The sequence below is a fragment of the Paenibacillus sp. FSL E2-0201 genome (genome assembly GCF_037963325.1).
GTDB lineage: Bacteria > Bacillota > Bacilli > Paenibacillales > Paenibacillaceae > Paenibacillus_AQ.
Genome location: NZ_CP150154.1, coordinates 2,197,248 through 2,222,303, shown reverse-complemented (window position 1 = coordinate 2,222,303; position 25,056 = coordinate 2,197,248). Strand labels below are relative to the sequence as shown.

Annotated in this window: 25 protein-coding genes; 14 read left to right on the top strand and 11 right to left on the bottom strand. The window is 46.0% G+C overall.

Annotated elements, in window-relative coordinates; translation table 11 throughout:
• Window positions 1-54: 54 nt before the first annotated feature.
• Window positions 55-3,693 (bottom strand): DNA polymerase III subunit alpha, encoded by a 3,639-nt coding sequence (locus tag NSU15_RS09625; protein ID WP_339291299.1) that lies wholly within the window; start codon window positions 3,691-3,693, stop codon window positions 55-57.
• Window positions 3,694-4,017: 324 nt separating this feature from the next.
• Here NSU15_RS09625 and NSU15_RS09620 point away from each other — a divergent pair, with 324 nt between their 5' ends.
• The 3 genes from NSU15_RS09620 (at window position 4,018) to NSU15_RS09610 (ending at window position 5,255) form a co-directional block, all read left to right on the top strand.
• Window positions 4,018-4,341 (top strand): YtrH family sporulation protein, encoded by a 324-nt coding sequence (locus NSU15_RS09620; protein ID WP_042125960.1) that lies wholly within the window; start codon window positions 4,018-4,020, stop codon window positions 4,339-4,341.
• Window positions 4,342-4,346: 5 nt separating this feature from the next.
• Window positions 4,347-4,853 (top strand): DUF4044 domain-containing protein, encoded by a 507-nt coding sequence (locus NSU15_RS09615; RefSeq protein ID WP_042125959.1) that lies wholly within the window; start codon window positions 4,347-4,349, stop codon window positions 4,851-4,853.
• A gap of 87 nt (window positions 4,854-4,940) precedes the next feature.
• A complete protein-coding gene (locus NSU15_RS09610; protein ID WP_042125957.1) occupies window positions 4,941-5,255 on the top strand; it encodes a YtpI family protein in 315 nt (104 codons plus the stop codon).
• Window positions 5,256-5,350: 95 nt separating this feature from the next.
• Here NSU15_RS09610 and NSU15_RS09605 read toward each other — a convergent pair whose 3' ends face one another.
• Window positions 5,351-6,685, bottom strand: coding sequence for a DRTGG domain-containing protein (locus NSU15_RS09605; RefSeq protein ID WP_042125955.1), 1,335 nt, complete (start codon window positions 6,683-6,685; stop codon window positions 5,351-5,353).
• Between the two features lie 300 nt (window positions 6,686-6,985).
• Between NSU15_RS09605 and NSU15_RS09600 the strand changes: the two genes are divergently transcribed.
• The gene (locus NSU15_RS09600; protein ID WP_339290071.1) at window positions 6,986-7,825 is read left to right on the top strand and encodes a hypothetical protein; all 840 of its coding nucleotides are present in this window, start codon (window positions 6,986-6,988) and stop codon (window positions 7,823-7,825) included.
• A gap of 97 nt (window positions 7,826-7,922) precedes the next feature.
• Complete coding sequence (locus NSU15_RS09595; protein WP_339290069.1) at window positions 7,923-8,063, top strand: hypothetical protein; 141 nt, start codon at window positions 7,923-7,925, stop codon at window positions 8,061-8,063.
• Between the two features lie 311 nt (window positions 8,064-8,374).
• Here the strand turns inward: NSU15_RS09595 and NSU15_RS09590 are convergent, their stop codons facing one another.
• Window positions 8,375-8,659, bottom strand: coding sequence for a hypothetical protein (locus NSU15_RS09590; RefSeq protein ID WP_042125953.1), 285 nt, complete (start codon window positions 8,657-8,659; stop codon window positions 8,375-8,377).
• A gap of 191 nt (window positions 8,660-8,850) precedes the next feature.
• Here NSU15_RS09590 and NSU15_RS09585 point away from each other — a divergent pair, with 191 nt between their 5' ends.
• Complete coding sequence (locus NSU15_RS09585) at window positions 8,851-9,426, top strand: hypothetical protein (RefSeq protein WP_042125952.1); 576 nt, start codon at window positions 8,851-8,853, stop codon at window positions 9,424-9,426.
• Window positions 9,427-9,552: 126 nt separating this feature from the next.
• Here NSU15_RS09585 and NSU15_RS09580 read toward each other — a convergent pair whose 3' ends face one another.
• Window positions 9,553-9,891 carry a YlbF family regulator gene (locus tag NSU15_RS09580; protein ID WP_339290067.1) on the bottom strand — a complete coding sequence of 113 codons (339 nt, stop codon included), beginning with the start codon at window positions 9,889-9,891 and terminating at the stop codon, window positions 9,553-9,555.
• A 267-nt stretch (window positions 9,892-10,158) separates the two neighbouring features.
• On the opposite strand from NSU15_RS09580, the gene NSU15_RS09575 reads away from it, so the two are divergent.
• The 6 genes from NSU15_RS09575 to NSU15_RS09550 are packed head-to-tail and all read left to right on the top strand — an operon-like array spanning window position 10,159 to window position 16,854.
• Window positions 10,159-11,526 carry a YheC/YheD family protein gene (locus NSU15_RS09575; protein ID WP_076121523.1) on the top strand — a complete coding sequence of 456 codons (1,368 nt, stop codon included), beginning with the start codon at window positions 10,159-10,161 and terminating at the stop codon, window positions 11,524-11,526.
• A 10-nt stretch (window positions 11,527-11,536) separates the two neighbouring features.
• The gene (locus NSU15_RS09570; RefSeq protein WP_076121525.1) at window positions 11,537-12,715 is read left to right on the top strand and encodes a YheC/YheD family protein; all 1,179 of its coding nucleotides are present in this window, start codon (window positions 11,537-11,539) and stop codon (window positions 12,713-12,715) included.
• On the top strand, window positions 12,716-14,089 hold the full coding sequence (locus NSU15_RS09565) for a YheC/YheD family protein (RefSeq protein ID WP_076121527.1): 1,374 nt from the start codon (window positions 12,716-12,718) through the stop codon (window positions 14,087-14,089).
• On the top strand, window positions 14,086-15,198 hold the full coding sequence (locus tag NSU15_RS09560; RefSeq protein ID WP_076121529.1) for a YheC/YheD family protein: 1,113 nt from the start codon (window positions 14,086-14,088) through the stop codon (window positions 15,196-15,198). The genes NSU15_RS09565 and NSU15_RS09560 overlap by 4 nt, the downstream gene beginning before the upstream one ends.
• Before the next feature lie 25 nt (window positions 15,199-15,223).
• Complete coding sequence (locus tag NSU15_RS09555; protein ID WP_076121531.1) at window positions 15,224-15,742, top strand: hypothetical protein; 519 nt, start codon at window positions 15,224-15,226, stop codon at window positions 15,740-15,742.
• Complete coding sequence (locus tag NSU15_RS09550; protein WP_339290065.1) at window positions 15,724-16,854, top strand: YheC/YheD family protein; 1,131 nt, start codon at window positions 15,724-15,726, stop codon at window positions 16,852-16,854. Before NSU15_RS09555 ends, NSU15_RS09550 begins: the two co-directional genes overlap by 19 nt.
• 120 nt (window positions 16,855-16,974) lie before the next feature.
• Here the strand turns inward: NSU15_RS09550 and NSU15_RS09545 are convergent, their stop codons facing one another.
• Both NSU15_RS09545 and NSU15_RS09540 read right to left on the bottom strand, forming a co-directional pair.
• On the bottom strand, window positions 16,975-17,250 hold the full coding sequence (locus NSU15_RS09545; protein ID WP_339290064.1) for a hypothetical protein: 276 nt from the start codon (window positions 17,248-17,250) through the stop codon (window positions 16,975-16,977).
• 217 nt (window positions 17,251-17,467) lie between these two features.
• Window positions 17,468-18,193, bottom strand: coding sequence for an HAD family hydrolase (locus NSU15_RS09540; RefSeq protein ID WP_042125935.1), 726 nt, complete (start codon window positions 18,191-18,193; stop codon window positions 17,468-17,470).
• A gap of 194 nt (window positions 18,194-18,387) precedes the next feature.
• Between NSU15_RS09540 and NSU15_RS09535 the strand changes: the two genes are divergently transcribed.
• Together NSU15_RS09535 and NSU15_RS09530 are read left to right on the top strand one after the other, a co-directional pair.
• Window positions 18,388-19,551, top strand: coding sequence for an ABC transporter permease (locus NSU15_RS09535; RefSeq protein ID WP_339290062.1), 1,164 nt, complete (start codon window positions 18,388-18,390; stop codon window positions 19,549-19,551).
• Window positions 19,552-19,647: 96 nt separating this feature from the next.
• On the top strand, window positions 19,648-20,157 hold the full coding sequence (locus NSU15_RS09530) for a PadR family transcriptional regulator (protein WP_042125933.1): 510 nt from the start codon (window positions 19,648-19,650) through the stop codon (window positions 20,155-20,157).
• Window positions 20,158-20,299: 142 nt separating this feature from the next.
• Here NSU15_RS09530 and NSU15_RS09525 read toward each other — a convergent pair whose 3' ends face one another.
• From NSU15_RS09525 to NSU15_RS09505, 5 genes are all read right to left on the bottom strand, one after another.
• The gene (locus NSU15_RS09525; protein ID WP_042125931.1) at window positions 20,300-20,557 is read right to left on the bottom strand and encodes an AbrB/MazE/SpoVT family DNA-binding domain-containing protein; all 258 of its coding nucleotides are present in this window, start codon (window positions 20,555-20,557) and stop codon (window positions 20,300-20,302) included.
• A 546-nt stretch (window positions 20,558-21,103) separates the two neighbouring features.
• Window positions 21,104-22,150, bottom strand: coding sequence for a CapA family protein (locus tag NSU15_RS09520; protein ID WP_339290060.1), 1,047 nt, complete (start codon window positions 22,148-22,150; stop codon window positions 21,104-21,106).
• A gap of 94 nt (window positions 22,151-22,244) precedes the next feature.
• On the bottom strand, window positions 22,245-22,904 hold the full coding sequence (locus tag NSU15_RS09515; protein WP_042125929.1) for a class I SAM-dependent methyltransferase: 660 nt from the start codon (window positions 22,902-22,904) through the stop codon (window positions 22,245-22,247).
• Between the two features lie 153 nt (window positions 22,905-23,057).
• Window positions 23,058-24,080, bottom strand: a complete 1,023-nt coding sequence (locus NSU15_RS09510) for an SDR family oxidoreductase (RefSeq protein ID WP_339290059.1) — start codon at window positions 24,078-24,080, stop codon at window positions 23,058-23,060.
• Between the two features lie 106 nt (window positions 24,081-24,186).
• A complete protein-coding gene (locus NSU15_RS09505; RefSeq protein ID WP_042125925.1) occupies window positions 24,187-25,035 on the bottom strand; it encodes an NAD(P)-dependent oxidoreductase in 849 nt (282 codons plus the stop codon).
• Window positions 25,036-25,056 lie beyond the last annotated feature (21 nt).

The window sequence follows — 25,056 nt, the reverse complement described above, 5'->3', positions numbered from 1 at the left end:
CCAGGGATTCGCCCTGTGGTTTCCTAATGTATGCGGAAAAGGGTTGAATTGTTCTTATTTTATTCTTACGGTACCTGCCCCCAGCATAGACTCGATAGCCGCGAACAGCTCCTGGGTAGGCTTGATCCGGTAGTTATCACTAAGGGCCAGGAGCTTCTGATCCCGTTCGTAGAACAGAATCGTTGCTACTGGTCCTGGATGATTCTGCAGCAGCTCCTTCAGGCGCGACAGCTGCGCAGCATTCTCGGCGGCCGGCGTGATCTTGATAAAGACACGCTGGCCTGAGACCGGCGCTGGCGCAGCGGCCGGTGCAGGTGTTGCAGGCGCAGCTGCGCCGCCTGCAGGTCTGCCAGCGGGGCCAGTGGCGGCCCCGCTGGCCCGCGAAGCAGGAGCGCCGCCGCGCGGCGGTGTTCCTGCTGAGGCCGAGCGTCCCGCGCTATAAGAGCGGGACGCGGCGGCACTACGGCGCTGCAGCAGGCCGCGGAGTGTCTCCGCGGAGAGCAGCGCCACTTCCTCGGCCAGCAGCTTGAAGCCTTCGTCCTCCTGCTGCACCTTGGCGCGCAAAGCTAACAGCGCGCCCTTGGCAATCAAGCTGCGGCTTCGCTTCCACACCTCGGGGAAGAGCACGACTTCGCAGCGCTCGATCTGATCTTCCCATTCGATGAAGGCCATCGATTTTCCTTGCTTCGTCGTAATTTCCTTAACGGATACGACCATGCCGGCCGTAACCGTCTGACTCTCATCTGCGGCTTCACCGAGATCCATCAGCCGCTGTATACCAGGCTCCTCAAGCAGCTCAGCGCTATCGTCGAGCGGGTGACCTGATAGATACAGCCCCAGCAGCTCACGTTCCATCTCCAGCTGCTGTCCTACTGTGAACTTAGGGATATCCGGATAGCGAATCTCCCAGTTTGGCGTTTCCACCAAATCGTCGAACAACTGGATTTGCAGCTCATCCCGCTCCTTGCGCCATTTCAGCGCGGCGTCAACGGTCTCGTCCAGCATAGCGAGCAGCTGGGCTCTATGACCCGGCAGACAGTCAAAAGCTCCTGCCTGCAGCAAAGACTCCACTACCCGCTTGTTGCAGACCCGCAGATCGACACGTCGACAGAAATCGAGCAGACTGTCGAACGGCCGCTCCTTACGGACCGACATAATATTCTCCACTGCTAACGTTCCGACATTCTTAATCGCCGCGAGCCCAAAGCGGATATGCCCTGTTCCCGTTTCTTCCCCTGGAACCGGGGTAAACAACACGCCGCTCTCGTTCACATCCGGCGGTAACACGCCGATGCCCGTGCGGCGGCAGTCCAGTACATACTCCGCCACCTTACGGTGGGTGCCCATTACAGCCGTCAGCATAGATGCCATAAACTGTACCGGATAATGCGCCTTGAGATATGCCGTCTGGAAAGCCAGCACACCATAAGCCGCCGCATGCGCACGAGGGAAACCATAATCGGCAAACCTTACAATCATATCATAAACGGCATTCGCATCCGCTTCGTTATATCCTTGCTGCAAGCTCCCCTGTACAAAATGGCTGCGTTCCTTATCCAGCGTCTCACGTTTCTTCTTAGAGACCGCTCGCCGGAGCAGATCCGCTTCACCAAGCGAGAATCCGGCCATAAGCGAAGCAATCTGCATAATCTGTTCCTGGTACACAATAATCCCATAGGTATCCGCTAATATAGATTTCAAATCAGAATGTGGGTACTCTACTTCAATCTGGCCGTGCTTTCCTGCTATATATTTCGGGATAAATTCCATTGGACCCGGACGATACAGCGCTAGAACCGATACGATATCTTCAAAACCATTAGGCTTCAAATCCTTCAGCACACGTCTTACACCCGCCGATTCCAGTTGGAAGACCCCAGTCGTCTCCCCTGCACCTAGCATTTCATACGTAAGGGGATCATGATCTGGTATCGTTTTGAAATTCGGAACACTGCCACTCATTTCTTTAATCGAATTCATACAGCGTTCGATAATCGACAAAGTACGCAAGCCCAGAAAATCCATCTTCAACAGCCCGACACTCTCCAAATGCTCCATAGAGTACTGAGTTAAAGCTGTGCTTTCGTTACCTTCCTGGAGGGGTACAGCATCAGTTAGCGGACCTTTGGAAATGACAACCCCGGCAGCATGTGTCGAAGCATGACGAGGCATTCCTTCCACTTTCATTGCCATATCCAGCAAGCCCTTGATCTTCGGATTACTGTCATATAGCGCTTTAAGATCTGGAGTAGTCTCTAGTGCTCTAGCGAGGCTGATGCCTAGTTGTCCTGGGATGAGCTTGGCAGCTTTGTCTACCTCGTTATAAGGTAAATTCAGCACCCTGCCCACATCACGAACCGCAGCCCGTGCAGCCATGGTTCCAAATGTAATAATCTGTGCCACATGTTCTTTGCCGTATTTCTCCACCACATAAGCGATAACCTCATCACGGCGTTCATCACTAAAATCGATATCAATATCCGGCATCGTGATCCGTTCTGGATTTAAGAAACGTTCAAAGAGCAAGTTATACTTAAGCGGATCAACATCCGTGATTCGTAGGGAGTAAGCGGTAAGACTCCCCGCGGAGGAACCCCGGCCCGGTCCTGTAGCAATCCCCTGACGATGACAATAAGCGATAAAATCCCACACAATTAGAAAATAATCGCTAAATCCCATACTCTCGATGACACCAAGCTCATAGGCAAGACGCTTCTCAGCAGTCTCTCTTTGCTCAGGCGATACCCATAGTGGTGTGTCAATATATCGTTCTTCAAGCCCCCTAAAGCATAACTCACGCAAATATGCAGCAGAGTCCATACCTTCCGGAATCGGTGAATAAGCAGGCAGAATATGTTGACCGAAGGTAAGCTCCAGATTACATTTTTCTGCGATCAGTAGCGTGTTACTAATAGCATCAGGCACATGCGGGAATAACGCCGCCATCTGTTCACTGCTTTTTAAAAATAACTGATCTGTTCCGATCTTGAGCCGTTCCTCATCATCCACAGTTTTACCTGTTCCAATACAGATCAGAACATCCTGTACCTCTGCATCTTCCTTAGCTAAATAATGAACGTCATTCGTAGCTACGAGTGGGATATCACAGGCCTTGGCAAGTGCGATCAGCTTCGGATTTACTCGCTTTTGCTCGGAAATTCCGTGATCTTGAAGCTCCAGGTAGAAGTCTTCGCCAAAAATCTCCTTATATCGCAGCGCAGCCTTTCGCGCTTCATCATCTCTTCCATGCAACAGATGCTGCGGCACTTCGCCGCCTAGACATGCACTAAGGCATATGATCCCCTCCGAATGAGCGGCCAGAACCTCCATATCAATACGAGGTTTATAGTGATGGCCTTCCAGATGGCCGATAGAGATCAGCTTCATCAGATTCTTGTAGCCGGTTTCATTCTTGACGAGCAGAATCAGGTGATAAATCGGTTGATCTTTGCGACTGCCCCGCTCTCGGCGAGAGCCTGCGGTTAAATAAGCTTCACAGCCGATAATCGGCTTGATTCCATTCTCTTTACACGCTTTATAAAAGGGGATCGCCCCATACATCACTCCATGATCCGTAAGCGCCAGCGACTTCATGCCGTATTCGCCGGCCCGGCGCACGAGATCGGTAATGCGCGCCGCCCCGTCCAGTAAACTGTATTCGCTGTGCACATGCAAATGCACGAAAGGGCTCATCATCCCACTTCCTTTCTACTACAAAAATCAAACATAAATAGTTGTTCAAAAAGTCCGCTTTTGATCACGAAGTAACCCAAGAAGCTTACTCAACATCGAATATTGAATTCAGGCGAAATTTCCGGTGTTCACGTAGCTTCCGCTACGACCGCTCCTCATTTTCTACCCTCTTTCAATCTTCCCGGTGCTGAAAGCCGTACTTTTTGAACTCGCACTATAAGATGAAACTATTTTATCATATTAAAGGGGGACCCGCCCATAGAATGGATTAAGAGCACATGGACAGGCAACGTTTATAGATGCCTCGTCCGGGAAGGGGCCTTTATGAGCATTTTTATGAGCAAAGCGATCCTCGATTTCTTTATCGCCTTCGGCATCGTACTTGGCGGAGCTATGGTCGGTGGAATCGGCGCCGTTGTCTCCCTGCAACCACCGACGCAAACGATGCTAGATGTAGCAGACCGGATTAAAATATGGGCACTTGCCGCCGCTGTAGGGGGTACTATGGACCCTTTACGGGTCATTGAAAGCAACATGATTGGGGGCAACCTTTCCCCTGCCATCAAGCAAATCATGTATATTGCCTTCGCTTTTCTCGGAGCCCATATGGGCAGTGAGCTAGTAAAATGGGTGTGCGGCAGGGGGTAACGACAGTGAGAGTTCCACCATTCAGTCGTTTTCGTAGATTCACTCAAATTTCCGCTATATTCATGCTAGGGATCGTCGTGGGAGCCGTCATATACAACGCCATATACCATGTTGGATATAATGTGTTATGGCTGAATAATGCAGACCTGCGTGTACAGATCGAGCAATATCAAGAGGATATTAAAACACTCAAAAAATATAATAATACCTCTACGGTAATCAGAGAAATCAAAATTCGATCGGAGGAAAGCAAAGCCCAATCAGAAGGCTCAAACCCAGTTGACCCCGTAACTTTAAAATTAATACTTAGCGAAATACGATCAGATCTGGAACCGATGCGCGGCCGCAGCATGTTCGATATTGACACAGACAGTAAACTGGTTAGGCTGCTGCTGGATGGTAAACTTTACATTGTGCGTGAGAAGGAATACTCTGTCAAAATCCGGACGATGCTCGTCATGGAAGGCGTTTTGCAAATCTGGGTGGAAATCAGTCCTTTTAAGCGCAACTAACAACAATCGTATGATACAATAATGGACAGACAAAAGTGGAAATTACTTCAAGGCTTTTGCACGACATGATAAAGGAGCTGGCTGTCCATGGTTTTATTTATCAAATACTTATTGTTTATCCTGCTGGTGGTCTTTGTAATCGGTGCCGCTGTGTACAGCTTATCCTCTCGCCGTGCCTTAAATCCCCGAGTTAAGGGGCTAAAACGCTCCGTTATGAATGTGATGCTGGGCGCAATGCTCGTAACGCTGTCCCTAATTTCCATGTTTCTGTTTCGCGGCTCCACCGTTAATATTATTGTTGAAGCTGCCTTTCTTCTGATCGGTGTGTTCAACATCTTCTCAGGACTGCGTAGCTATAGCTATTACAGCCGCAGCCAAGAGCAGCATCAGTCGAAAGCCTAGGCTTTAGTCTTCATAGGATTGCAAGAATAAAATAGACTACCCTCATTATTATCCTCGAGGGCAGTCTATTTAGCATGTTTATCACTCGTCGTGTCTTAGCCGTGGTCAATGGATTGCAGCATTAGAACAGCTTTCGCTACCAGGGTATCTGAATAGCTGATCTCTATTTCTAGCTTACAAGTACGGCGACTAATCTCGAGCAGTCTCGGCATTACAATAATCGCGTGTTCGATCTGTACTGGCCGGATAAAATAGGTAGACATATTATCTAAGACATAGTCATTTCCTGTTATATCCTTAGCAGCCTTAAACGCTGAGAGCGTCATTAGCGTAGACAAGACACCTTCAGAAATGGTTCCTAGGTCAGTCGCCATCTGAGGAGTAATGAAGCCATGAAAAAACAATCGTCCCTCTTCATCCCGCTCATCCGCAAAGCCGTTCCAGATGAGATGATCGAAGGTCTCACCAAGCTGTGGAGTGTTACGGACATCTCGCAGACTTTGCAGCACTTCTTTACGAGTTAGGGAGCCCACCAATTTGCGGTTACGGTCTACAATAGGTAGGAAATCGACGCCTTCCCACATCATGATCTGCGCAGCTGAGGCTAGTGAGGTATGCAGTGCAGCGGTAACCGGACTCCGAACCATAGCCTTTTCAATACTTTGCCCTTCTGTCAGGTCCTCTACTTCACGTCGTCCGATAATGCCAATCACTCGGTTCCATTCATCCGTAACGGGAAAACGTTGCTCTCCAGTCTCCTCTGAAATCTGCCGCAGCTCACCGACGGTGCTTGAAATTTTCAACGTATTCAGACGCGGTTTGCTGTCGACAATATCCTCTACAAGCATGATTTTTTTCTTAATCAATCTATCAAAAATGGCACGGTTAATCATTGATGCCACAGTAAACGTGTCATGTCTTGATGAAATGATAGGGAGGTCCAGCTCGTCCGCTAACGCCTTAACTTCACGGCTTGTCCCGAAGCCACCTGTAACGAGAACTGCCGCACCTTGCTCTAGCGCCAAAGAGTGAACATCATCACGGTTACCTACAATGAGCAGGCTGTCTGCGTCTATATAACGAATCATCGCGTCAACCTTCATCGCACCGATTACATATTTATGAAGATGCTTACTCAGTCCGCTAGCCCCGCCAAGAACATGACCCTCAACAATATCAACCACGTCCCCAAACGTCAGCTGTTCAGAAATGTTACGAGGCTTTTTTTCTACACGTACTGTACCAATCCGTTCCTTCGTGATGACAATTCCAAGATTCTCAGCTTCCTTCACTGCACGATATGCAGTTCCCTCGCTGACTAACATTTCTTTTGCAAGCTTACGAACAGATATTTTGGAGCCTACCTTAAGACTTTCAATATGCTGCAGCAGTTGCTCGTGTTTAGTAATTGCATCGCCTTGACCTTCCAACTGTTACACCCCCGTACTCCGATCTGTACTATACTGTACTCATTATACACGGAGAGAATGGCACAGTACAACCGATTCATAAGCATCGGATTCGAATTTAACTGCCCGCACACAATCTATAATCAAGGAAATTATTACAATATATTAGATCTGATAATCGCTTGAAACACCTACTTTGCCAAATGGGATAATTCTGCAGACGCTATAAGCTTCACGTGAAATCCACTTCCTTTATTTAGCAACCTTTCCCTCTTTTTTATAGTCTGAGAGTTAGAACATGCGTAAAGGAGAAATGCGAATATGAACAAGATTGCTTTAATACTATTTACCATTATTTTGTTTTTAATAGGACTGGTCGGCTGTGGAAATACGGGAACCGAAGTCAAACAAACAGATCGAATGGAGCTGGATGCACAAAAAATAGTTTCCATTAATTTAATAGAAAATGACCAACCAGTGGCGACTATCTCTGAAGCATCATCCTTCAAACGATTCGTTCAAGCCATAACTACTGCTGAATATGATAAAGGACAACTAGATATTGCTCCCGGCGATTACAGAACCACTGTGAACATGAGGGATGGCATAAGTTATGAATTCTCTTTTTGGATTGGTGAAAGTAACAGTGGATTACTCATTCAATCCGGACAAATGGGTCACTATCGTCTGTCAGATACCAGCAAAAAGGACCTGTTGGACTTGTTTCAATCGACTCTTAAAGAAGATAAGAACTCTCCAGCAGACTCTATTAACCCACAGCCCCCTAATGTTCAAGTTACTGTTGGCGGTGAGCAGTTCGATGCCATTCAAGGCTCTTATTGCTGGAACGAGTATGGTAAAGGCGTGTGTGTAGATGTAGCTTCATACGATCAATTGGTTAACAAACAGAAGGTACATCCCAAGGCCATCAGCCGCGATCAGGTAGGACTCAAATTCTCATCTGCACCCAAAGAAATAGAGGTTATGGCTTCATTTCCTGGTGAGGAACGTCCGGACGAAGCTCTTTCCGTAGAAAATAACAGTTTTCAACTCGCAGCAGGTAGCGGAAAACATCTGTATATAATCCAAGCAAGATGGCCTCAGGGGAGCGCCAGTTATGTATTTGAAGTTGAGTGCTCGTCATCGGTCAGTAAAAAGTAATCCGTTTGTTAGACAAACTGGGTAGAAAATAGAGAATAGACTCTTAAGAAAAAAAGGAAAAATATGTTATACTGTATTAGTGAAGGGGGATGACTTTATGCAATTTCTTTTTATACTCGCGGTTCTCGTTCCGGCGGTGTGGTACTACGCGGCTCTTGGTAAACGAATATCTGCAGAAGAAAAGAAAGCTGGAAAAGATCTCTCAGATGAGATCAAGCCTTTTACAGGTGCACGATAAATTTAATCCCCCTGCGTTCGCGGGGGGATTCTTAAAGCCCACTGGCTTTAGCTAGTGGGCTTTTCTGTGATTCTAGGGCATTTATGCACCTCTTTACGCTAATTCGGCGCTTTTTCCAAGATTCTAGGGCATTTATGCACCTCTTTACGCTAATTCGGCGCTTTTTCTGGGATTCTAGGGGATTTATGCACCTCTTTACGCCATTTCGGCGCTTTTTCCAGGAATCTAGGGCATTTATGCATCTCTTTTTGCCAGCCTGGAGCTTTTCCCCTGAAACTCAAATCTAGTCACTAATGGATTCAACCCCACTTCTATGATCTTTGTGTAACTCTAGTTTCTTCATTCCATTTGGACTGCCATTGTTCCAGTTTTGCTTTTCGCACAGCTTCTAAACGCTTGGTCTTCTCCTCATCAACACCAATTATGAAATGCAGATGTGCCGCAATGACCATAAAGGCGAAAAGTGACCAGATCACTCCAAAACCAAATACCCAACTAGGCCCATTCGCTAGCGATAACTTCGGCAGAGCATACAAAAGCATGGCCAACGCCAGCACCAGATAGACACCATGTTTAAACTTGTTTCTTTTTCTCATTACTAACAACTCCTTCGCAGACAAGATATTCGATTGAATCTATATCTCTACTCTATGAACTTGAAGTCCTTAATATGAGACAAGTCCACAAAAATATACTTTTACTCAAAAAAATATAAAATAGTACGCATTTATGTAGCTAGCAAAGCTTATATATGAGATGATAATTTCATTTAGGGGGCGATTTAGACTTGAATACAACTTATACTCATACCGAATACATAATTCGAAAAAAGGTATTTTCGATCATGGGTGCGAAACTTCATATTTATGATAATACGGAGCAACTTGTACTCTATTCACAAATGAAAGCATTCAAGCTGAAAGAGGATATTGCGCTGTATACGGATGAGAGCATGAATAAGGAGCTATTGCGAATCAAAGCCCGCAGTGTGGTCGATTTTAGCGCAACTTATGATGTGCATGATACGGAGACTGGCGAGCACATCGGTGCACTGCGCCGTAAGGGACTCAAATCTATTTTGAAAGATGAATGGATGATTCTCGATCGTCATGATCAGGAAATCGGAAAAATCAAGGAAGATAGCACCGCGATGGCTTTACTCCGCCGCTTTATCTCTATTATCCCTCAGAAATACAATATCGAGATGGATGACACAACGATTCCGGCCTTCAAACAGAACTTCAACCCATTCGTTACAAAAATCATGGCTGACTTCTCCGAAGATCCCAAGGGAATGCTTGATCGCCGCCTAGGTTTGGCTGCTGGTATTCTTCTTTGCGCAATCGAAGGTAAGCAAGATTAGTTAGTTTACTCCTACGCTAGTCACAAGAATAAAGAGGATGTTTCCAATGCCAAATGGCTTCGGGAACACCCTCTTTAGATTGCACTGATGATACTTTTCAAGTGAATACTCGCTTACTAAAAGCGTTTATTCGCCATACAATTGCGACAAGCTCTCGGTAATGATCTTGTTTACATCTTCGATTACAACACTCAGACGGCGTTCTGCATCGAACAGACGGCGAATCCCAAGATTCAGGTTAAGCACCTCGAATAATTTCTCCATTTTCTCCATTTCTTCCTGTGGAGGCATATCTCCGCTCATCATCCGTTGTTGAAGCTCCATTTGGCCGTTACGGAAGTTGTCGAGCATCGCTTTGGCTTCAGGATCTGTTTCTACCAGTTTCATCGCGTTAGTGATATCTGCTACCTCAGTGCTTTCTTTAATGGCTTTCGCCAGTTCATGTGCTTTGTCGTGAATACTCATTATGATTCCTCCTAAAAGTTTTGTTAGCGTTCGCTTCCTAGAGTTACTTCGTACAAAACTCGCCTCGGAAGCTCACGCTTAAGTTTCCAAATATTGATTCATCCCATGCTTGTTTCGCTTCTTGGGTCAGACTTATGAAATGATGTGGCAAGGTTTTTAAAGAGTAGGTCAATCACCAAGGGTCATATGTCTCCATATGATGAATGATATGTAACCCTTAGCTACCAAATTGCCGGCATCATGCTGCCTACCGGAAGGAGATCCACGATGTCCCAATTCAAGATCCCGGTCCATACGGTCCACTCGGGCATCCTGCAGGAAAACGCTATAATGCTTGGCGAACGATCCATGAAAAGACTCAAAATCCCGGCTCACGGAACGCTCCAGCTGGCTTTCGGCTCTTTCCGGCAGGAGGTTACCATTATCCCGGCTCCCAAATCCGACAGCCTGCGTGTAAGCGAAGGACTGGCGCGGCGGACCGGATGGAAACATCGGCAAACTCTCAACGCCTCTTACAGCTCCGTAAGTCGTACCTTGCGGCTTGGACCGTTGATCGGTGTACTCGTCAGTCGTGACCATCCAGATAATCTCGACAGGCTTTTTGGACCCATTACCATGTTCTGTCGAGAATTAACAAATGCCTGCCACGTACAAGGCGCCTATGTATATTTCTTTACCCCGGAAGCGCTCGAAACAAGCAGCACTTCCATTCAGGGCTGGGTATACAACGAGGGTTGGAGGAAAATGAGTCTGCCCATCGCCGATGTAATCAACAATCGGCTAACGACGCGAAAGGTGGAGAATAAACCTAGCGTACAGCATTTTTTGGCGGATGTAAAATCACGGTATGGAACGCATTTCTTCAACGAAAAATTTCTTGACAAGACAGAAGTATTTGAAGCTTTAGCGCAAGACCCTTCATTGAAGCGGTATTTACCGGAATCGCATGCTTTAAACGGTTTTGCTGTTGTAAAGAAGATGTGTAGCCAATACCCAAGCGTGTTTCTAAAGCCTGTACGAGGCAGTCTCGGCAAAGGCATTCTCCGAATCTCCAAAGATGAAGGCGGAGGATACCGTTTGTTATCTACTACCTCTATAGGTACACGCAAGCAAAGCTACCCGACTTTAGCTAAACTGTACCAGTCTATTGCTCCCAAGATGAAGACAACGCGCTACCAGATTCAACAAGGATTGCCTTTGATGGAGCTCGGTAAGCGTCCTGTAGATTTTCGAGCACTTGTACAAAAGAATGGTACCGGAAAATGGGGGGTTACCTCCATTGTCGCTCGCACCGCTGGGAGCAATCATTTTGTCTCCAATCTAGCAAGAGGTGGCAGTCTCAGTACTGTCCGTGAAGCCGTTAGCAAGAGCAGCCTTCCTCCAGGTACCAAGGATAGCGTACAGCTTCAGCTTCCAAGAACAGCACTTGCCATTGCAAGAGGAGTAGAAACCTTTATCCCTGCTCATTTCGGAGAGCTCGGAATCGATCTGGCACTGGATCAATCCGGACGAATATGGCTCTTGGAGGTTAACTCCAAACCTTCCAAGAACGATAACACACCGCTAAACGATCAAAAAATCAGACCGTCCGTCAAGCAAATGATTCTGTATTGCCGCTATTTGGCCGGTTTATAAGGAGGACACAATGACTGAAACAGCTATGGGGTTCCTCGGCATTATGACGGGCCGTCGCCACGGGAATCCTCCGATTGCCGAGCCAGAATTTTGCAGTCATTTATGCCGTGCAGCTCCGCGATATAATCTTAAAGTCCTCGTGTTTCATCCGGACGGAGTAGCGGCAGACGGGTCATCTATAACCGGTTATACATGGAAAGACGGAAGCTGGCACAATACGACCTCTACACCACCGGATATCATCTATAATCGTTGTTTTTACAACAGTCCGAAAGAAAGAAAAGAAGCTTCGTCTGCACTCTCTTTCCTTCACCGCTCACTACCTTGGTCAAGAGGTTTACCTGATAAATGGGGCGTATATGAGATCTTGAAGCGCAACCGAAGAGCAGCTATTTTACTGCCGGAAACTGTTCTTTATACCGGTACACGCAAGTTAAGCAATATGCTCGCCGAAAGAGAATACGGGGTCTTCATAAAACCCAAAGCAGGCTCTCACGGCAAACGTACATTGCATGCCATACTGCAGAACAGACGCTCAGGAGGAGGCATAAGAGTACGAGGACGTGATGGGACAAATACACCCTTTCAATATGTATTCAGCTCGCAGGATGAAGGACTAAACTGGATTCATGAATTTATCGGCACACGCCGCTATATTATACAGCCTTATCTGCACCTAACTAATCGTAAGGGGCAACCGTTCGATGTGCGTGTATTGATGCAAAAGAATGGCCTCGGCCGCTGGGATCTTACTGGCATGGCCGTTCGGCTGGGTAACCATGGTTCACTGACTTCGAACCTGCACGGCGGTGGAACTGCGGTTCCTCCTTTGCCCTTTTTGCTTGCAGAATATGGTCAGGACGGAAAAGACATCATGCAGGAGCTTGCTACAGAAGCTGCATACTTGCCTCCTCTTCTGGAGGCCGCATGCGGTAGGCTTGGAGAACTCGGCCTAGATTTCGGTATTGATTCGAGCGGTCGGATTCATTTACTAGAAGCAAATTCCAAGCCAGGGCGCACGGTATTCCGGCTGACGGGCGACCGCCGGGCTGCTAAGCTCGCCGCCGAGAATCCACTGTCTTATGCGCGCCATCTGCTACTCACACAGCGACGGATACCATCCCTATCTACGGACAGCTCCGTTATAAACGGGAGAATGATAACAATGGTTCCTAAGGAGGATTCATAAATGAGTCTCACTTTTTGCAATGTGCATTTCACTAAGCAGCCCCAAAGAGTTGTATATGTATCAGGTGCACTGATGAAAAGCTTGAAATTAACCGGGAAAAAGAACATTCGCCTTAGACTCGGTAAAGATGCCATCCCGACCATGATCAAGCCCATCAAGCGCGCCGGAAATCATCTATTCCTCGCCACTGGTGTAAAGAGTGCTATCAAGGTTCCGAAATCTGGTGGTATCTATTTACGCAATCTGCAAAACGACGAAGTACAACTTGGACCTTTAGTCGGTGTATTGTCCGACGGGCCAGCGTCTTCATCTCAGCCTTTCGGTTCCCGCACTGGTTTTATAAAGCAATTGCTGCGAGAAGGCAGTAACAAATGTTATATATTTGCCTTTATGCCGCGCGATATCAACTGGCAGCAGGAGCAGGTCTATGGTTATTTCCTAACCGCAGGCGGCAAATTCGAGCGTAAAATGGTTCCGCTCCCTGATGTTGTCTACAATCGGCTGCCCAGTCGGAGAGCTGAAACCTCACCATATATCAACCAGCTTCGCGAACGCTTTATGCGCAAGAAAATCCCTTACTTCAACTGGAGCTTTTTCAATAAATCCGATATCTACCGGCTGCTAGAGAATGACGGGGCTGCAAACCGTTACGTCCCTGAAACACACAGCAATCCCTCTTCCGAAAAAATGAGAGAAATGCTGGATCACCACCATTTTGTATATTACAAACCTTCCGCAGGTAGCCTGGGTCACGGGATTTACCGACTCACCTATCTGCCGAAAAAAGGGTATTTTGCCCGCTACCGCAAGGGTGGTAAAAACGTACTTCTGCGCTTCACTACCTTTGAAAGCCTCATGCGTATGCTTCGATCACGACACGGTCAAGGCCTGCAGAATTATATCGTCCAACAAGGAATACGTTTGATTGAAATTGATGGCTGCCCCATTGATTTCCGATTCCATATGCATAAAAACGGGAGTAATCAATGGATTGTTGTCGGCATAGGCGCTAAAAAAGCCGGCCGAGGCAGCGTCACCACTCACCTCAAAAATGGGGGGGCTTTGCTTACACCTGGGCAGGCGCTCGGGCGTGTATTCGGCGCCAGAGCAGATGAAGTCTTGCAGCGTGCGAAGAGTACAGCCATTAAACTGGCAGAATCCTTAGAAATCCAGCATCGTCATTTGCTCGGTGAAATCGGCTTTGATCTCGGCATTGATCAGGATGAAGACATCTGGATGTTCGAGGCCAACGCCAAACCAGGACGTTCCATCTTCCGTCATCCCTCCCTGCGCGCTGAGGGCAAAGCTTCCATCGAGCACATTCTGGAGCATTGTCTATACCTCAGCAAATTCCGCAGGAGGGATGAGATGTGAGCACGCATATTCCGGATGAAACAAAACCCGTTATTGCCATACTGACAACCAGTGACAAAATAAGACATTTTAATGGCAACCGCAATAACTTCCGGGACATCATTCGCACAGGCAAGGAAATGGGATTTCTTGTCTACGTCGTCACTGTCCGTGACTTAAAGCTTGAGGAACGGATGGTGAACGGATATGTCCCATCATCCAACGGAAAAATATGGTACAGCATTCCTGTACCTCTTCCACAAATTATCTATAATCGAATTCCTACCCGTGAGGATGAGGAGAAACCTGCTGTCGTACGCAAAATAGCTCAATGCCTGGAGCATCCAGGCATTAAGCTTTATAATCCGTATTTTTTTAATAAATGGAATCTCTTTGAATGGCTGAAAGGCTCACATGCTACCTCTAAGCATGTTCCAAAAACCAGACGTCTACGCAGCGCAAACACACTTACTGCCATGCTAAATAATCACACCAGCCTCTACCTAAAACCGGAGAGCGGCAAAGCCGGTAAAGGCATTATGCGTTTAAAATACCGTGCTGAGACCACTTTGCCCTATCGGCTGCAAATTCAAAGCGGCAAAAAAAATGTGACATACAAAGCCGCCTCTATAGAGCGCCTCTGGGCACGAATCGGAAAGGAAAAGGGTACCTCGCGTTACATCGTACAGCAGGCCATTGAGCTGGCGACTCACCGAGGACGACCATTTGATCTGCGTGTACTTCTGCAGAAAAACAGCAGAGGAGGCTGGGCGATGACCGGCATAGGTGCGCGACTAGCTGGTGCCCGCAGTATCACCACGCATGTACCACGCGGCGGCAGTATTGAGGAGCCCTCCAGTATGCTGGAAAGCACATTTGGAACCGAAAGAGCCGCCTCCATTCTAAAAAGCGTACCTACAACTGCTCTGTTAATCGCCAGACAAATTGAGAGAGCCTCTGACACTATGCTCGGGGAGATGTCCATGGATCTCGGTGTAGATGAGAACGGAGGACTCTGGTTCTTTGAGGCAAACTCACGGCCGATGAAATTTGATGAGCCTGCGATTCGCAAGCTTTCATTGGAGCGAATCTTTCATTATGGCCAGCACTTAGCACGACATGCCAAGTAGAATTCATTAAAGGATGTGACACAGCATGCAGATATCCTCCATCTACGACACTGATGCTAAAAAGTGGAAATCGCGGCTAACCGGACTGCTTGAGTTTATAAGAGAACACGGAGAGCGGCGCATTACAAACCAAGCTTGTAAGGTACTGGCCAAATTAACTCCAGATCAGTTGTCAGAGCCAGGTGTCTCGCTGCTTGTCGCTACCGTACGCGGTCAAAATGGTCGCCAGCTAGCAGGAGTAAGCTTCGTATCCGGTTTCGGGGAAGAAGCCTGTCTCGTTACCGTGCATCCCTTATACCGGAATAAGCATACCGGCACCGCCCTGATGACCGCCCAGTTAAAGCGCTTAGGCCGTCTAGAATGCAGTGTTGCCAGCGATAATACAGCCAGTCTGAAAATGTGCTTCAATGTTGGCCTTGCCGCAGTGGCGCTTACTAGTGGCCCTACTGGCAAGCCAACTTTATTGATCAGATCACCGCAGAATACCGTCAGTACTACCATTTCTCCACAAGAAGGTGAACTCCTGTGCCAGAGCCCGTCTTAGGCATTCTCACTTTGTATATCAATGAAGCCAAGCAGCTTGAAGAAAAGGCCGTGTACCGGAGAATGATCATTGAGGGTAGTCGAATCGGTTTGGATGTTTTTGTGTTTACCCCCATGGATGTCCATCCCAGCAAAGAGCAAATCCATGCCCTTGTCTATGATCCCAAGAGCGGAAAATGGTCTCGCAAATGGCGTTCCTTCCCGAACATGATTTATGATCGTTGCCGTATCCAGCGCAGCGCTCGCTTTGAACAATTGCTTCGTTTCCGTGAACGCTATAAACATCTGCTGTTTCTGAATCGTCCACTGCGCAACAAATGGACCATTCATCAAACGTTCTCACAAAAAAGCAGGTTCCGGCAGCATATGCCAGAAACTTTGCTATATCAATCCTCTGCCGATCTACACCGGATGTTAAAACAGAATCCCGTGCTCTATGTCAAGCCAGCAAACGGTACAGGTGGACGCGGTATCCTTAGAATTGAGCGGGTAAAGAACAGTAAAGGGGTCTTTGATATTCAAGGCCGTCGCCAAGATCGCCGGATTATTCCACCCCGAAAGGTCTCTTCCACAAGATTGGATTCCATTGTTCGACAATGGTGTATCGGTGGACGATTCCTCGTCCAGCAGGGTATCCCGCTGCGTCTGCCTGGCGGACGTTTCCATGATTATCGTATGCTCGTTCAAAAGAATGGGCAAGGGGTCTGGGAACTGACTGGTATGGCCGCTAGGGTCGGTGCGGCCCGAAGCGTAACCTCCAATCTTCATGGGGGTGGGCATGCCGTTCGAGCGGAGACGCTGCTAAAGGAATGGCTGGGTAGTCAGGATAAAACCGATAAGGTTATGAAAACCGCAGAGCGATTAGGACTTGATGCCGCAGCCTTCCTGGAAGACAGCTTTGGAGCCTTATGTGAGCTTGCACTAGATCTCGCCATTGATCGAGAAGGAAAAATCTATGTGCTGGAGGTTAATCCAAAACCTGCCCGTGAAGTGTTTGCCCGAACAGGGGACGGCAACACGTATCGTAAAGCACTGGTGCGTCCTTTGGAATATGCGTTATGGCTGTATAATAATAAAGGTGCCCCAGCCTCAGCTAAGACAACTGAGGAATAAATTGATACTCAACAACAAAACGACCGCCTCTCTGCAATATGCAGAAAGTGCGGTTGTTGTATGACTTCTGATGTTCTGAGGAACTTATATTAGAAAAAATCATTGTATTGAAGATTTTGATTAGCTGAGCCAAGGCGTTAGAAAAAAGAAGAGCGTAGTTGTACCCACACAAATATGGAGCAAGAGCTGTAAGTCCTTCTCTAATAGATGTTTTATAAACAAAAGATAGCTCACGATACACAACAAAAAAACAGCAATATAAAAAAATAAGGAATCATAATGAGTAACTATAAATAAGTCTCCGCCACCAATAGAAAAGACTATACCTATTACTAAAAACCACATGCCCACTCCAAGTGCAGCGCTTAAAGCAATAAAAAGGAAGCTCATTATCATTTTTTATACTCCTTTAACATGCTTCTCGATTCCTTATCATCACATAGGAATAACCCCTTTCCATGATCTATCGGATCATTCCCTTTGTTTATGTATATCTTTTTAGCTTTGAGCTATTCCTGCATCTGCATTTAGAACCTTAACATTAAAAAAGGCAACCCTCTGCTTAGATGAGGTTTGCCTTTTATTCTTTTACCAAATATAAATCGCGATATTCCTATTCGCTAACCAATGCGTTGTCGTAAAAGTCTATCAACTCATCAAAGGAAGTGATAATTACATCGGAGCCCTTCAGCTCATCCTGACGGCCAAAACCTGCATACGCACAGCCGATGACGGTTTGAGCATTTCCCTTACCTGCCTCCACATCGGACGAGCGATCGCCTACCATCCAGGCACTCTTGATTCCATGATTGTCCAGCAAAATGCGTAGCAATTCTGTCTTCGTAGCAGTGCCTTGACCACCCGCACTATACAATCCTTCAAATAACTCTTTAAGCTCATGCACCACAACTATACTGTGAATGTATTCCTCCAGCCCATTACTAGCCACAAACAATCGTACTCCACGCTCTTTTAGAGCAGTCAGTGTTTCGACCACCTGAGGATACAGTAACGTCCCACCTGCTTCAAGTCCTTCGACCTCAAGCTGCAATAGCAGCTCATCTGCCCGGCGGTGCACCGCCTCATCGGCATCAGGCATAACCTTCTTCCAAATGTCTGCCAGCAGCATCCCTAAACTGCTTAGAATACGCTCTTCCGGTGGCGTTGGTCCTACATATAGTCCCTCTTCCCGCAAAATATCGAACATCTTATGATATGCAGGTAATAAAAGACTTTCAGTCTGGAACAATGTTCCATCCATATCAAAAACAATCGCTTCCGGCTTGTTCAACACCGAGTGAACTGCATTCAGCTCTGTTCCTTGTACCTCATTACTCATCTGTTGTTCCTCCCCATTCTCTTTTGCTTCAGGTAAGCACATTCATCTGCACGAAATTTCCAGTACAAGCCCTATGATATATGAAACCACTTCGGAATGTCCATGCTCTCCATTTTTCTTGTTGTAGTTTATATTTCAACATGTTATATTACAACTTGTAATATAACATGTTGAAATATAAAGGAGAGATAACCATGTCACGTCCAATAATCATGCACTTCCTCAAGCAGCCTGCTACCATCGTCGGGATTATAACTGCACTGTTGTTCCAAGTCTTTTTCAGCTTAATCTGGATTACAGGGTATGACCATGTAACTGATCGGGTAGATCGGTTGCCCATTGCTATTGTGAATGAGGATGGTGCGAATGCTCAGCCTGTAGTCGATGGCATTACCCAGTCCCTTCAGTTCGTAACCAGACAGGACCTTCCACTAAAAGCTGCCAAGGAAGCCCTTGAGCATAGAGAAATCCGCATGATTATCAATATTCCACAAGGGTTCACCGGAGCGGTTAGTAATCCATCCGGAAAGACTGAACTCCGTTACCTCATAAATGAATCTAATCCGCAAATGGTTAGCAATGTTATGCAGACTGTAGCACTTAAAGTCACGGCTGTCATGAACACTCAAAGCAGTAATACAGCACTAAACCAAACCCTCGAAGCTATGAAGCTGCCGCAAGCACAAGCAGAGATCATCAAAAGTGCAGCAAGCAGCCGAATCTCAGCAAACGTTGAAGTCATCAATCCCACAACTAATTTTGCACAAACTATGGTTCCGTTAATGATTGTTACTGCCTCCTTTACCGGAGCTATGTTACTCGCCATGAATCTGCAAAAAGCCTCTTCCAACTTATCGGGTCAATTTGGTAAATGGGATCGCCTTGCAGCCCGGTTTGCCATTATGAGTGCAACGGCTGTACTAACCTCTCTAGTGGGGACTATCATGGTTAACTCACTCGGGATCCACTCCAGCCATGGCTTTCTGCTCATGTGGCTGTTCGAGTTCACTGTGATTCTCTCCTGCATGATTCTTGCACAGTTCAGTCTGCTGCTACTCGGCGACGCTGGCGCCTGGCTAAATATCGCACTTCTCTCCATACAAATGTTGGCTTCCGGAGCAACAATTCCTCGCGATGTGCTTTCTCCTTTTTATAGTTGGATCGGTCCCTTCTCACCTGCTTACTACGCGGTAAATGGCATGCTCGACCTGGTTATCGGAGGTACTGGTATATGGAAAGATATGTTCTATCTACTCTGCATTGGTGCAGCAATAGCTGGATTAAGCATTATCCTAACCTTCATTCGCAAGGAAACTCAGTTATCACAAGAACAAGAGCCCGTACCAGCAAATGCGTAATTATTTAGTTTGCCTCCTTGGTTATGCCTTTTCAAATTGAGAGCGAAATGCAGTTGTGATATGGTAGGAGGTGAAAGAGAGGAGCGACAACGATTAATGAATATACAAGATGTCATTCTAGGGATATTAAGTGAAAAACCTCATTCGGGTTATGAGATAAAACGGCATTTCGAGGAATACTTTTCTTTTTTCTTTGATGCCAGCTACGGCACCATCTACCCCACCCTGAGCAAGATGGAGAAGCTGGACCTAATCACCAAAGAATCCATACGGCAGGAAGGCAAACCTGACAAAAATGTATTTACCATTACCCGTGCCGGCTTAGATCAGTTCCATGCTTACTTGCAAGCACCGGCTGAAAAGGAAGTTCTGCGTTCAGACTTTTTTATGCATCTGTATTTCGGAGATAAGACCGATAAAGAGAATATAGATAATCTACTTCGACAAGCATTGATAGAAAAGCAGGCCATGTACGATGATCTTGATCAGAAATTAAAGCAGCTAGATTGCAAACTGTCCCCTTACCAAAAGCTGTGTATGGAATTGGGCCTTGTGCAATATGAAGCCTTTATCCAAAAAATTCAAAGTGTGCTGGAGTCTGAATAAGGATCGTGTGGGCAGTAAGTTTCCTATTATTCTAGGGGATTTGCTGTTTTTTTGTTGTGCTATCATAAAAAAGAACCGGCAGCATGCACAAATCGTGTTTGCTGTACCGGTTCTTTTTTAGCAAAAATGTATAATCTATCGATTATACTCTGTCAAAGCTGGAAATCAGCTCATCGAGAACATCTTTGCTTACCATTTTACCTTTGAAATTAATGAGGTTCTCTGCGCTTCCGGAGAAGATACAAGTTGGCTCGTATTTTCTAAGAATAATCTTTTCTCCATCTACAAAAATCTCGAGTGGGTCTTTTATGTCAATTCCCATCGTTCTACGTAGTTCAATAGGAATTACGATACGTCCCAATTCATCTACTTTTCTTACTATGCCTGTTGCTTTCATCATCGTACATCCTCCCTTGAAATTACATTAATAATCATTTTTGCTAAAAGCTTATGTAGGCTTCTATGTGATAGTAATGATTACGCTATACTCTAATATTAAAGTGCTATTCTTTCCCTGTCAATTTTATTTCTACAAAATATGATATTTATCGACAAATATTCGACAAAAATATGTACGCTTTCGACAAAATGCTGTAAAGTGATCCAATTTATTAGGCTTGAAATTAATAAATATCCAACATTGCGATTACAAATCAGCTTGCGAAGTAACCCTATTGATATCCTCATTTACCCCATACATCAAGTCCAGAAACACTCCGGCGTATATTAGAGTGATGATACATCTAGTAAAGTTAATACAGACTATTTATGCTTTATGCATCTACTTTTTTCGACAATCTAATACACTACTTCGTTCAGATTTAATATAATTATGACATATAATTAATAGAAAGATCAAATATTGGATAAATTTAACACAATTAATTGAATTTATTTATAAAAAAACCGACCAGTATTCTCTGGTCGATCTGCTATAACATTATAGTTACTTCTCCGTAACCCTACCATTCGCATCGATCACTGCATTATAAGAGAGGTTATTCATTAATTTAATCGTCTTCCTATTGTAAGAATCGTCCATAAAGTTAGGCTGTCCACCAATAATTTTGACTGGGGTAATCTTACTTGTGACCTTACCCTCATTAATCTCAAAGTTTACCAGCATCGAGTGAAGTGTCTTCTCTCCACCACGTGTAGAGCGATTAAATACAAAATTCCCAAGTGAATAATAAATGGGTTTGTTTTTATAGTATTCGATACCCATCAAGCAATGGCTGTGTGCGCCGAGTATGATATCCGCACCGCTATCAATCATCTGTTTGGCTAGTGTTCGGGCATACTTTTCAGGGTAATCCTTAAACTCTTCATTCCAGTGAATATACACAATCGTGTAATCATTCTCCTTAGACATCTTCTGAATAGCCGTAAGCATAGGCTGCGGGGTGTACGCTGAGGCTGCTCCAGGCTTATTGTCACCGGCATACCAAGAAGGACCTGAAAGCACTCGGCTTACACCTAAAATAGCGATCTTCTTCCCCTTTACCGTCTTTGTATACGGTTTGAACGCTTCGTCCTCATCTTTGCCTGCTCCTGTATGGCCGATCTTGTTTCGATCCAGATGCACCAGCGTGTCGAGCATGGCGTCTTTTCCGAAATCTAAAATATGATTATTAGCCAAAGATACGCCATCAATCCCAGCATAGGATAAGCCGCTAAGCACTGCCGGTTTAGATCTAAAGGCAAAGGTCTTCTCTGCTGCCTTTCCTCGAATAGAGACTGGGGTTTCCAGATTCGCGAAGGCAATATCAGCCTTTTGCAAGGTAGGTGCAACTTTCGCAAACGGAAAGTTCACTCCGTATTTAGCGATCTGATCGCCTACAAAACCGTCCAAGAGAATATCACCAGCAAAAGCAAGCTTGATAGGTTCTGACGATGGCGAAGCTGCACTAACTGCAATTGTCGAAGGGAGGATCAGTGATAACAAAAGTGTAGTGAGTAGTATTCTGCGCAATACATTCGACCCTAATCTCAAAAAATACAGCCTCCTATCCTCAGCATGTTATTTAAATTAGCTATTAATCTAGCATACTGGAAATAGATTACTAATTTAAGGGTAAGAAGACCTGTTATCCCTTTGTTTTTTTCAAAACAGCTCGGAAGCAATTTAACCCACCCCACAAATCTGTATATACAGCATCCGCAGGCAACTCAAAGTCGGTCTCCCCCCAATACTGAAATCCAGCTTGCAGCAGCAGATCATTCATTAGATTTAAGTTTACCGTTGGGTAATCAAACGTTAATACCAATAGCCCTTCTTCGTTCAACGTTCGGTGAAACTCCCGTAAAGTACCCACCGTATCCTCTAAGGTCAAATGCTCCAGGACCGAGATACAAAAAATAGTATCAAAGCTCTCATCCTCATAAGGCAGATCTGCAAGATTGGCCTGAGCAAGATGCAAGTTGTTTGTTCTTCTCGCTATAACCTGCTTCGCCGCTTTTTCCCCGATCTCATTTGTAATCGTATCTAAGATGTCCTCCCGGTAAATCACCCTGCTGTCCATATCGCAAGCATAGACTTCTGCACAAACCCCGGCTAAATAAAATTTCAAGGGATGAGGAATTCCGCAGGCTGCATCCAGCACAACCCCATGAGGAGAAATGAAGTTAATACACCACTCATATTCAAAGGGACGGCTCCACCAGGATTCTGGCAAATCATAAATTAACTTCTCACGGCTTGCATCTGAGTTTACAAAAAAACGCGAGACAAAGGGATGTGTTGGCATGGCCAGGACTCCTTTTTAACGGAATTTAAGGTAGTGAGAGTATATTCATGATTTGCTGATTCATTCCATAACCTTACATTGAGCGAGACAAACCAAAAAAAAACGGCTGCTCCCTTAGGAACAGACCGTCTTTAAATATTAACCGTACAAATCTTATGAGTAAAAGGATAGAGGCTTGGCCTCAACTCCATGTTTCTCGATCAAATGATCTAGTAAAGCAGACCATTCCGCATCGACTGTGCATTGATCAGGATGAGCCTCGAACCAAGCAATTGACTGCTTTATCCCTTCAGAGAAAGGAACGGCAGCCTGGAAGTCAGGCACGAGACGTTTGATTTTACGATTGTCAAAAACACTGCTGACCGCTTGATCGCCGATCAAGCCATCCGCCGTCCCTGGAGGGGAGAAGGCTGTGATAAAGTCTGTAGAGATATGAACCACTTTCGGCTCCACACCTGCCGCTTGCCCAATGGCCGCATAGATCTGATTCCAGTTCAACACCTCATCAGAAGTAATATGAATGGCCTCCCCAATCGCTTCCGGATGCCCAAGCAATCCGACGAACCCTTTGGCAAAATCTGAGTTATGCGTCAGTGTCCACAAAGATGTTCCATCTCCATGGATGACTAAAGGCAAGCCACGACGGATACGATCAATCAAGGACCAAGGATGCTGTCCGCTCGTGAGTGCCGCAGGGATGGCTGTATTTCCGTAAGTATGGGAAGGACGAACAATCGTAACCGGGAATCCGCTGTTCTTGTGTGCTTCCATCAATAGCTGCTCGCAAGCAATTTTATTTCTCGAGTATTCCCAATAAGGATTCTCCAGGGGTGTCTCTTCTGTGATTATATAATTACGCTGTGGCTTCTGATAAGCCGAGGCCGAGCTGATAAAAATATACTGCTTCGTTTTACCTGTAAACAGGTTAATATCTGTCTGCACATGTTCCGGTGTAAAAGCAATCCAGTCTACCACTACGTCAAATTCATAATCTCGCAATACTTCGGCAGCCTCCGCCGGATTACGAATGTCACCTTGAATCACCTTCGCCCCATCCGGAACGAATTCGCCTCTTTGTCCTCTGTTGAACAAATACAGCTCTATTCCTTGTTCTACGGCGAGCGGGGATACAGCCTGGCTAATCAGTCCCGTACCTCCGATAAATAATACCTTCATTTCACACGCTCCTTATAGAGGATGTTCAAAAAGTCCGCTTTTGATCACGAAGGATCACAAGAAGCGTACTCGACATCAAAAGATTGAATTCAGGCGAAATCGTTATTTATTCGTTAACGTAATCACGCCATAAGTGCTTTGGCTGCCAATTCAACAGCTTCTTCGCCTTCGCATTGCTGAGTAACGACTCATGGCCTTCCAGCGGCTGGCGGAAATCCGTCACCTCTGGATAACGTGCAGCCATTAACTCTCTGCTAGGAACAGCCATGCTGGTCTCATCTGCGCATATATTAAGAGCAACTGCGCCCAATCCGTCCGTTTCAATCGCCAATTGGCAAGCTGTCGCTACATCCCGTGTATCAATATAGCTCCACAGAATCCGATCGCGCTGCGCAGGATCATGAATGAAGGAAGGGAAACGTTCATACGTCGATGGGTCAATGACATTTCCGATTCTTAGGGAAACGACTTGTATACCCGTTCTGCGCTGGAACATCTCTGCTGTCTTTTCATTCACAACTTTAGATAGACCGTAACTATCCTCAGGTAATTGTGGATGTTCCTCATCCATAGGCACATACTGCGGACCCAATGGGTTAACCGCAAAACAGATGCCATATGAGGATTCACTGGAAGCAATAACAGCTTTGCGAATGCCCAGTCCAGCAGCAGCCTCCAGAATGTTATAGGTGGAACCTACATTATTTTGAAAGGTGACTTCACTCGTCTTTATATTTGCGGCTGGGATTGCAGCCAGATGTACAACTGCATCAGCGCCTGCAAGTACGCCATACACTTCACCTAAGTTATTCAAATCAGCAATGATCGTTTGGCACAAGGAATCTGTAGATTTTTGCGTATCCACATTCACAACCTCATACCCTTGTTCTACAAAATGTCGGACGACCCATCTGCCGAGCATCCCGCTTCCGCCAGTAACAACTACTTTCGCCATGATCATATCTCCTTTTTTATG

Excerpts from the sequence above, each read along its gene's own strand:
- NSU15_RS09625 (WP_339291299.1), bottom strand. The coding sequence starts at position 3,693 with ATGAGCCCTTTCGTGCATTTGCATGTGCACAGCGAATACAGTTTACTG.
- NSU15_RS09620 (WP_042125960.1), top strand. The coding sequence starts at position 4,018 with ATGAGCATTTTTATGAGCAAAGCGATCCTCGATTTCTTTATCGCCTTC.
- NSU15_RS09610 (WP_042125957.1), top strand. The coding sequence starts at position 4,941 with ATGGTTTTATTTATCAAATACTTATTGTTTATCCTGCTGGTGGTCTTT.
- NSU15_RS09600 (WP_339290071.1), top strand. The coding sequence starts at position 6,986 with ATGAACAAGATTGCTTTAATACTATTTACCATTATTTTGTTTTTAATA.
- NSU15_RS09595 (WP_339290069.1), top strand. The coding sequence starts at position 7,923 with ATGCAATTTCTTTTTATACTCGCGGTTCTCGTTCCGGCGGTGTGGTAC.
- NSU15_RS09590 (WP_042125953.1), bottom strand. The coding sequence starts at position 8,659 with ATGAGAAAAAGAAACAAGTTTAAACATGGTGTCTATCTGGTGCTGGCG.
- NSU15_RS09580 (WP_339290067.1), bottom strand. The coding sequence starts at position 9,891 with ATGAGTATTCACGACAAAGCACATGAACTGGCGAAAGCCATTAAAGAA.
- NSU15_RS09575 (WP_076121523.1), top strand. The coding sequence starts at position 10,159 with ATGTCCCAATTCAAGATCCCGGTCCATACGGTCCACTCGGGCATCCTG.
- NSU15_RS09570 (WP_076121525.1), top strand. The coding sequence starts at position 11,537 with ATGACTGAAACAGCTATGGGGTTCCTCGGCATTATGACGGGCCGTCGC.
- NSU15_RS09565 (WP_076121527.1), top strand. The coding sequence starts at position 12,716 with ATGAGTCTCACTTTTTGCAATGTGCATTTCACTAAGCAGCCCCAAAGA.
- NSU15_RS09555 (WP_076121531.1), top strand. The coding sequence starts at position 15,224 with ATGCAGATATCCTCCATCTACGACACTGATGCTAAAAAGTGGAAATCG.
- NSU15_RS09545 (WP_339290064.1), bottom strand. The coding sequence starts at position 17,250 with ATGATAATGAGCTTCCTTTTTATTGCTTTAAGCGCTGCACTTGGAGTG.
- NSU15_RS09540 (WP_042125935.1), bottom strand. The coding sequence starts at position 18,193 with ATGAGTAATGAGGTACAAGGAACAGAGCTGAATGCAGTTCACTCGGTG.
- NSU15_RS09535 (WP_339290062.1), top strand. The coding sequence starts at position 18,388 with ATGTCACGTCCAATAATCATGCACTTCCTCAAGCAGCCTGCTACCATC.
- NSU15_RS09530 (WP_042125933.1), top strand. The coding sequence starts at position 19,648 with ATGAATATACAAGATGTCATTCTAGGGATATTAAGTGAAAAACCTCAT.
- NSU15_RS09525 (WP_042125931.1), bottom strand. The coding sequence starts at position 20,557 with ATGATGAAAGCAACAGGCATAGTAAGAAAAGTAGATGAATTGGGACGT.
- NSU15_RS09515 (WP_042125929.1), bottom strand. The coding sequence starts at position 22,904 with ATGCCAACACATCCCTTTGTCTCGCGTTTTTTTGTAAACTCAGATGCA.
- NSU15_RS09510 (WP_339290059.1), bottom strand. The coding sequence starts at position 24,080 with ATGAAGGTATTATTTATCGGAGGTACGGGACTGATTAGCCAGGCTGTA.
- NSU15_RS09505 (WP_042125925.1), bottom strand. The coding sequence starts at position 25,035 with ATGGCGAAAGTAGTTGTTACTGGCGGAAGCGGGATGCTCGGCAGATGG.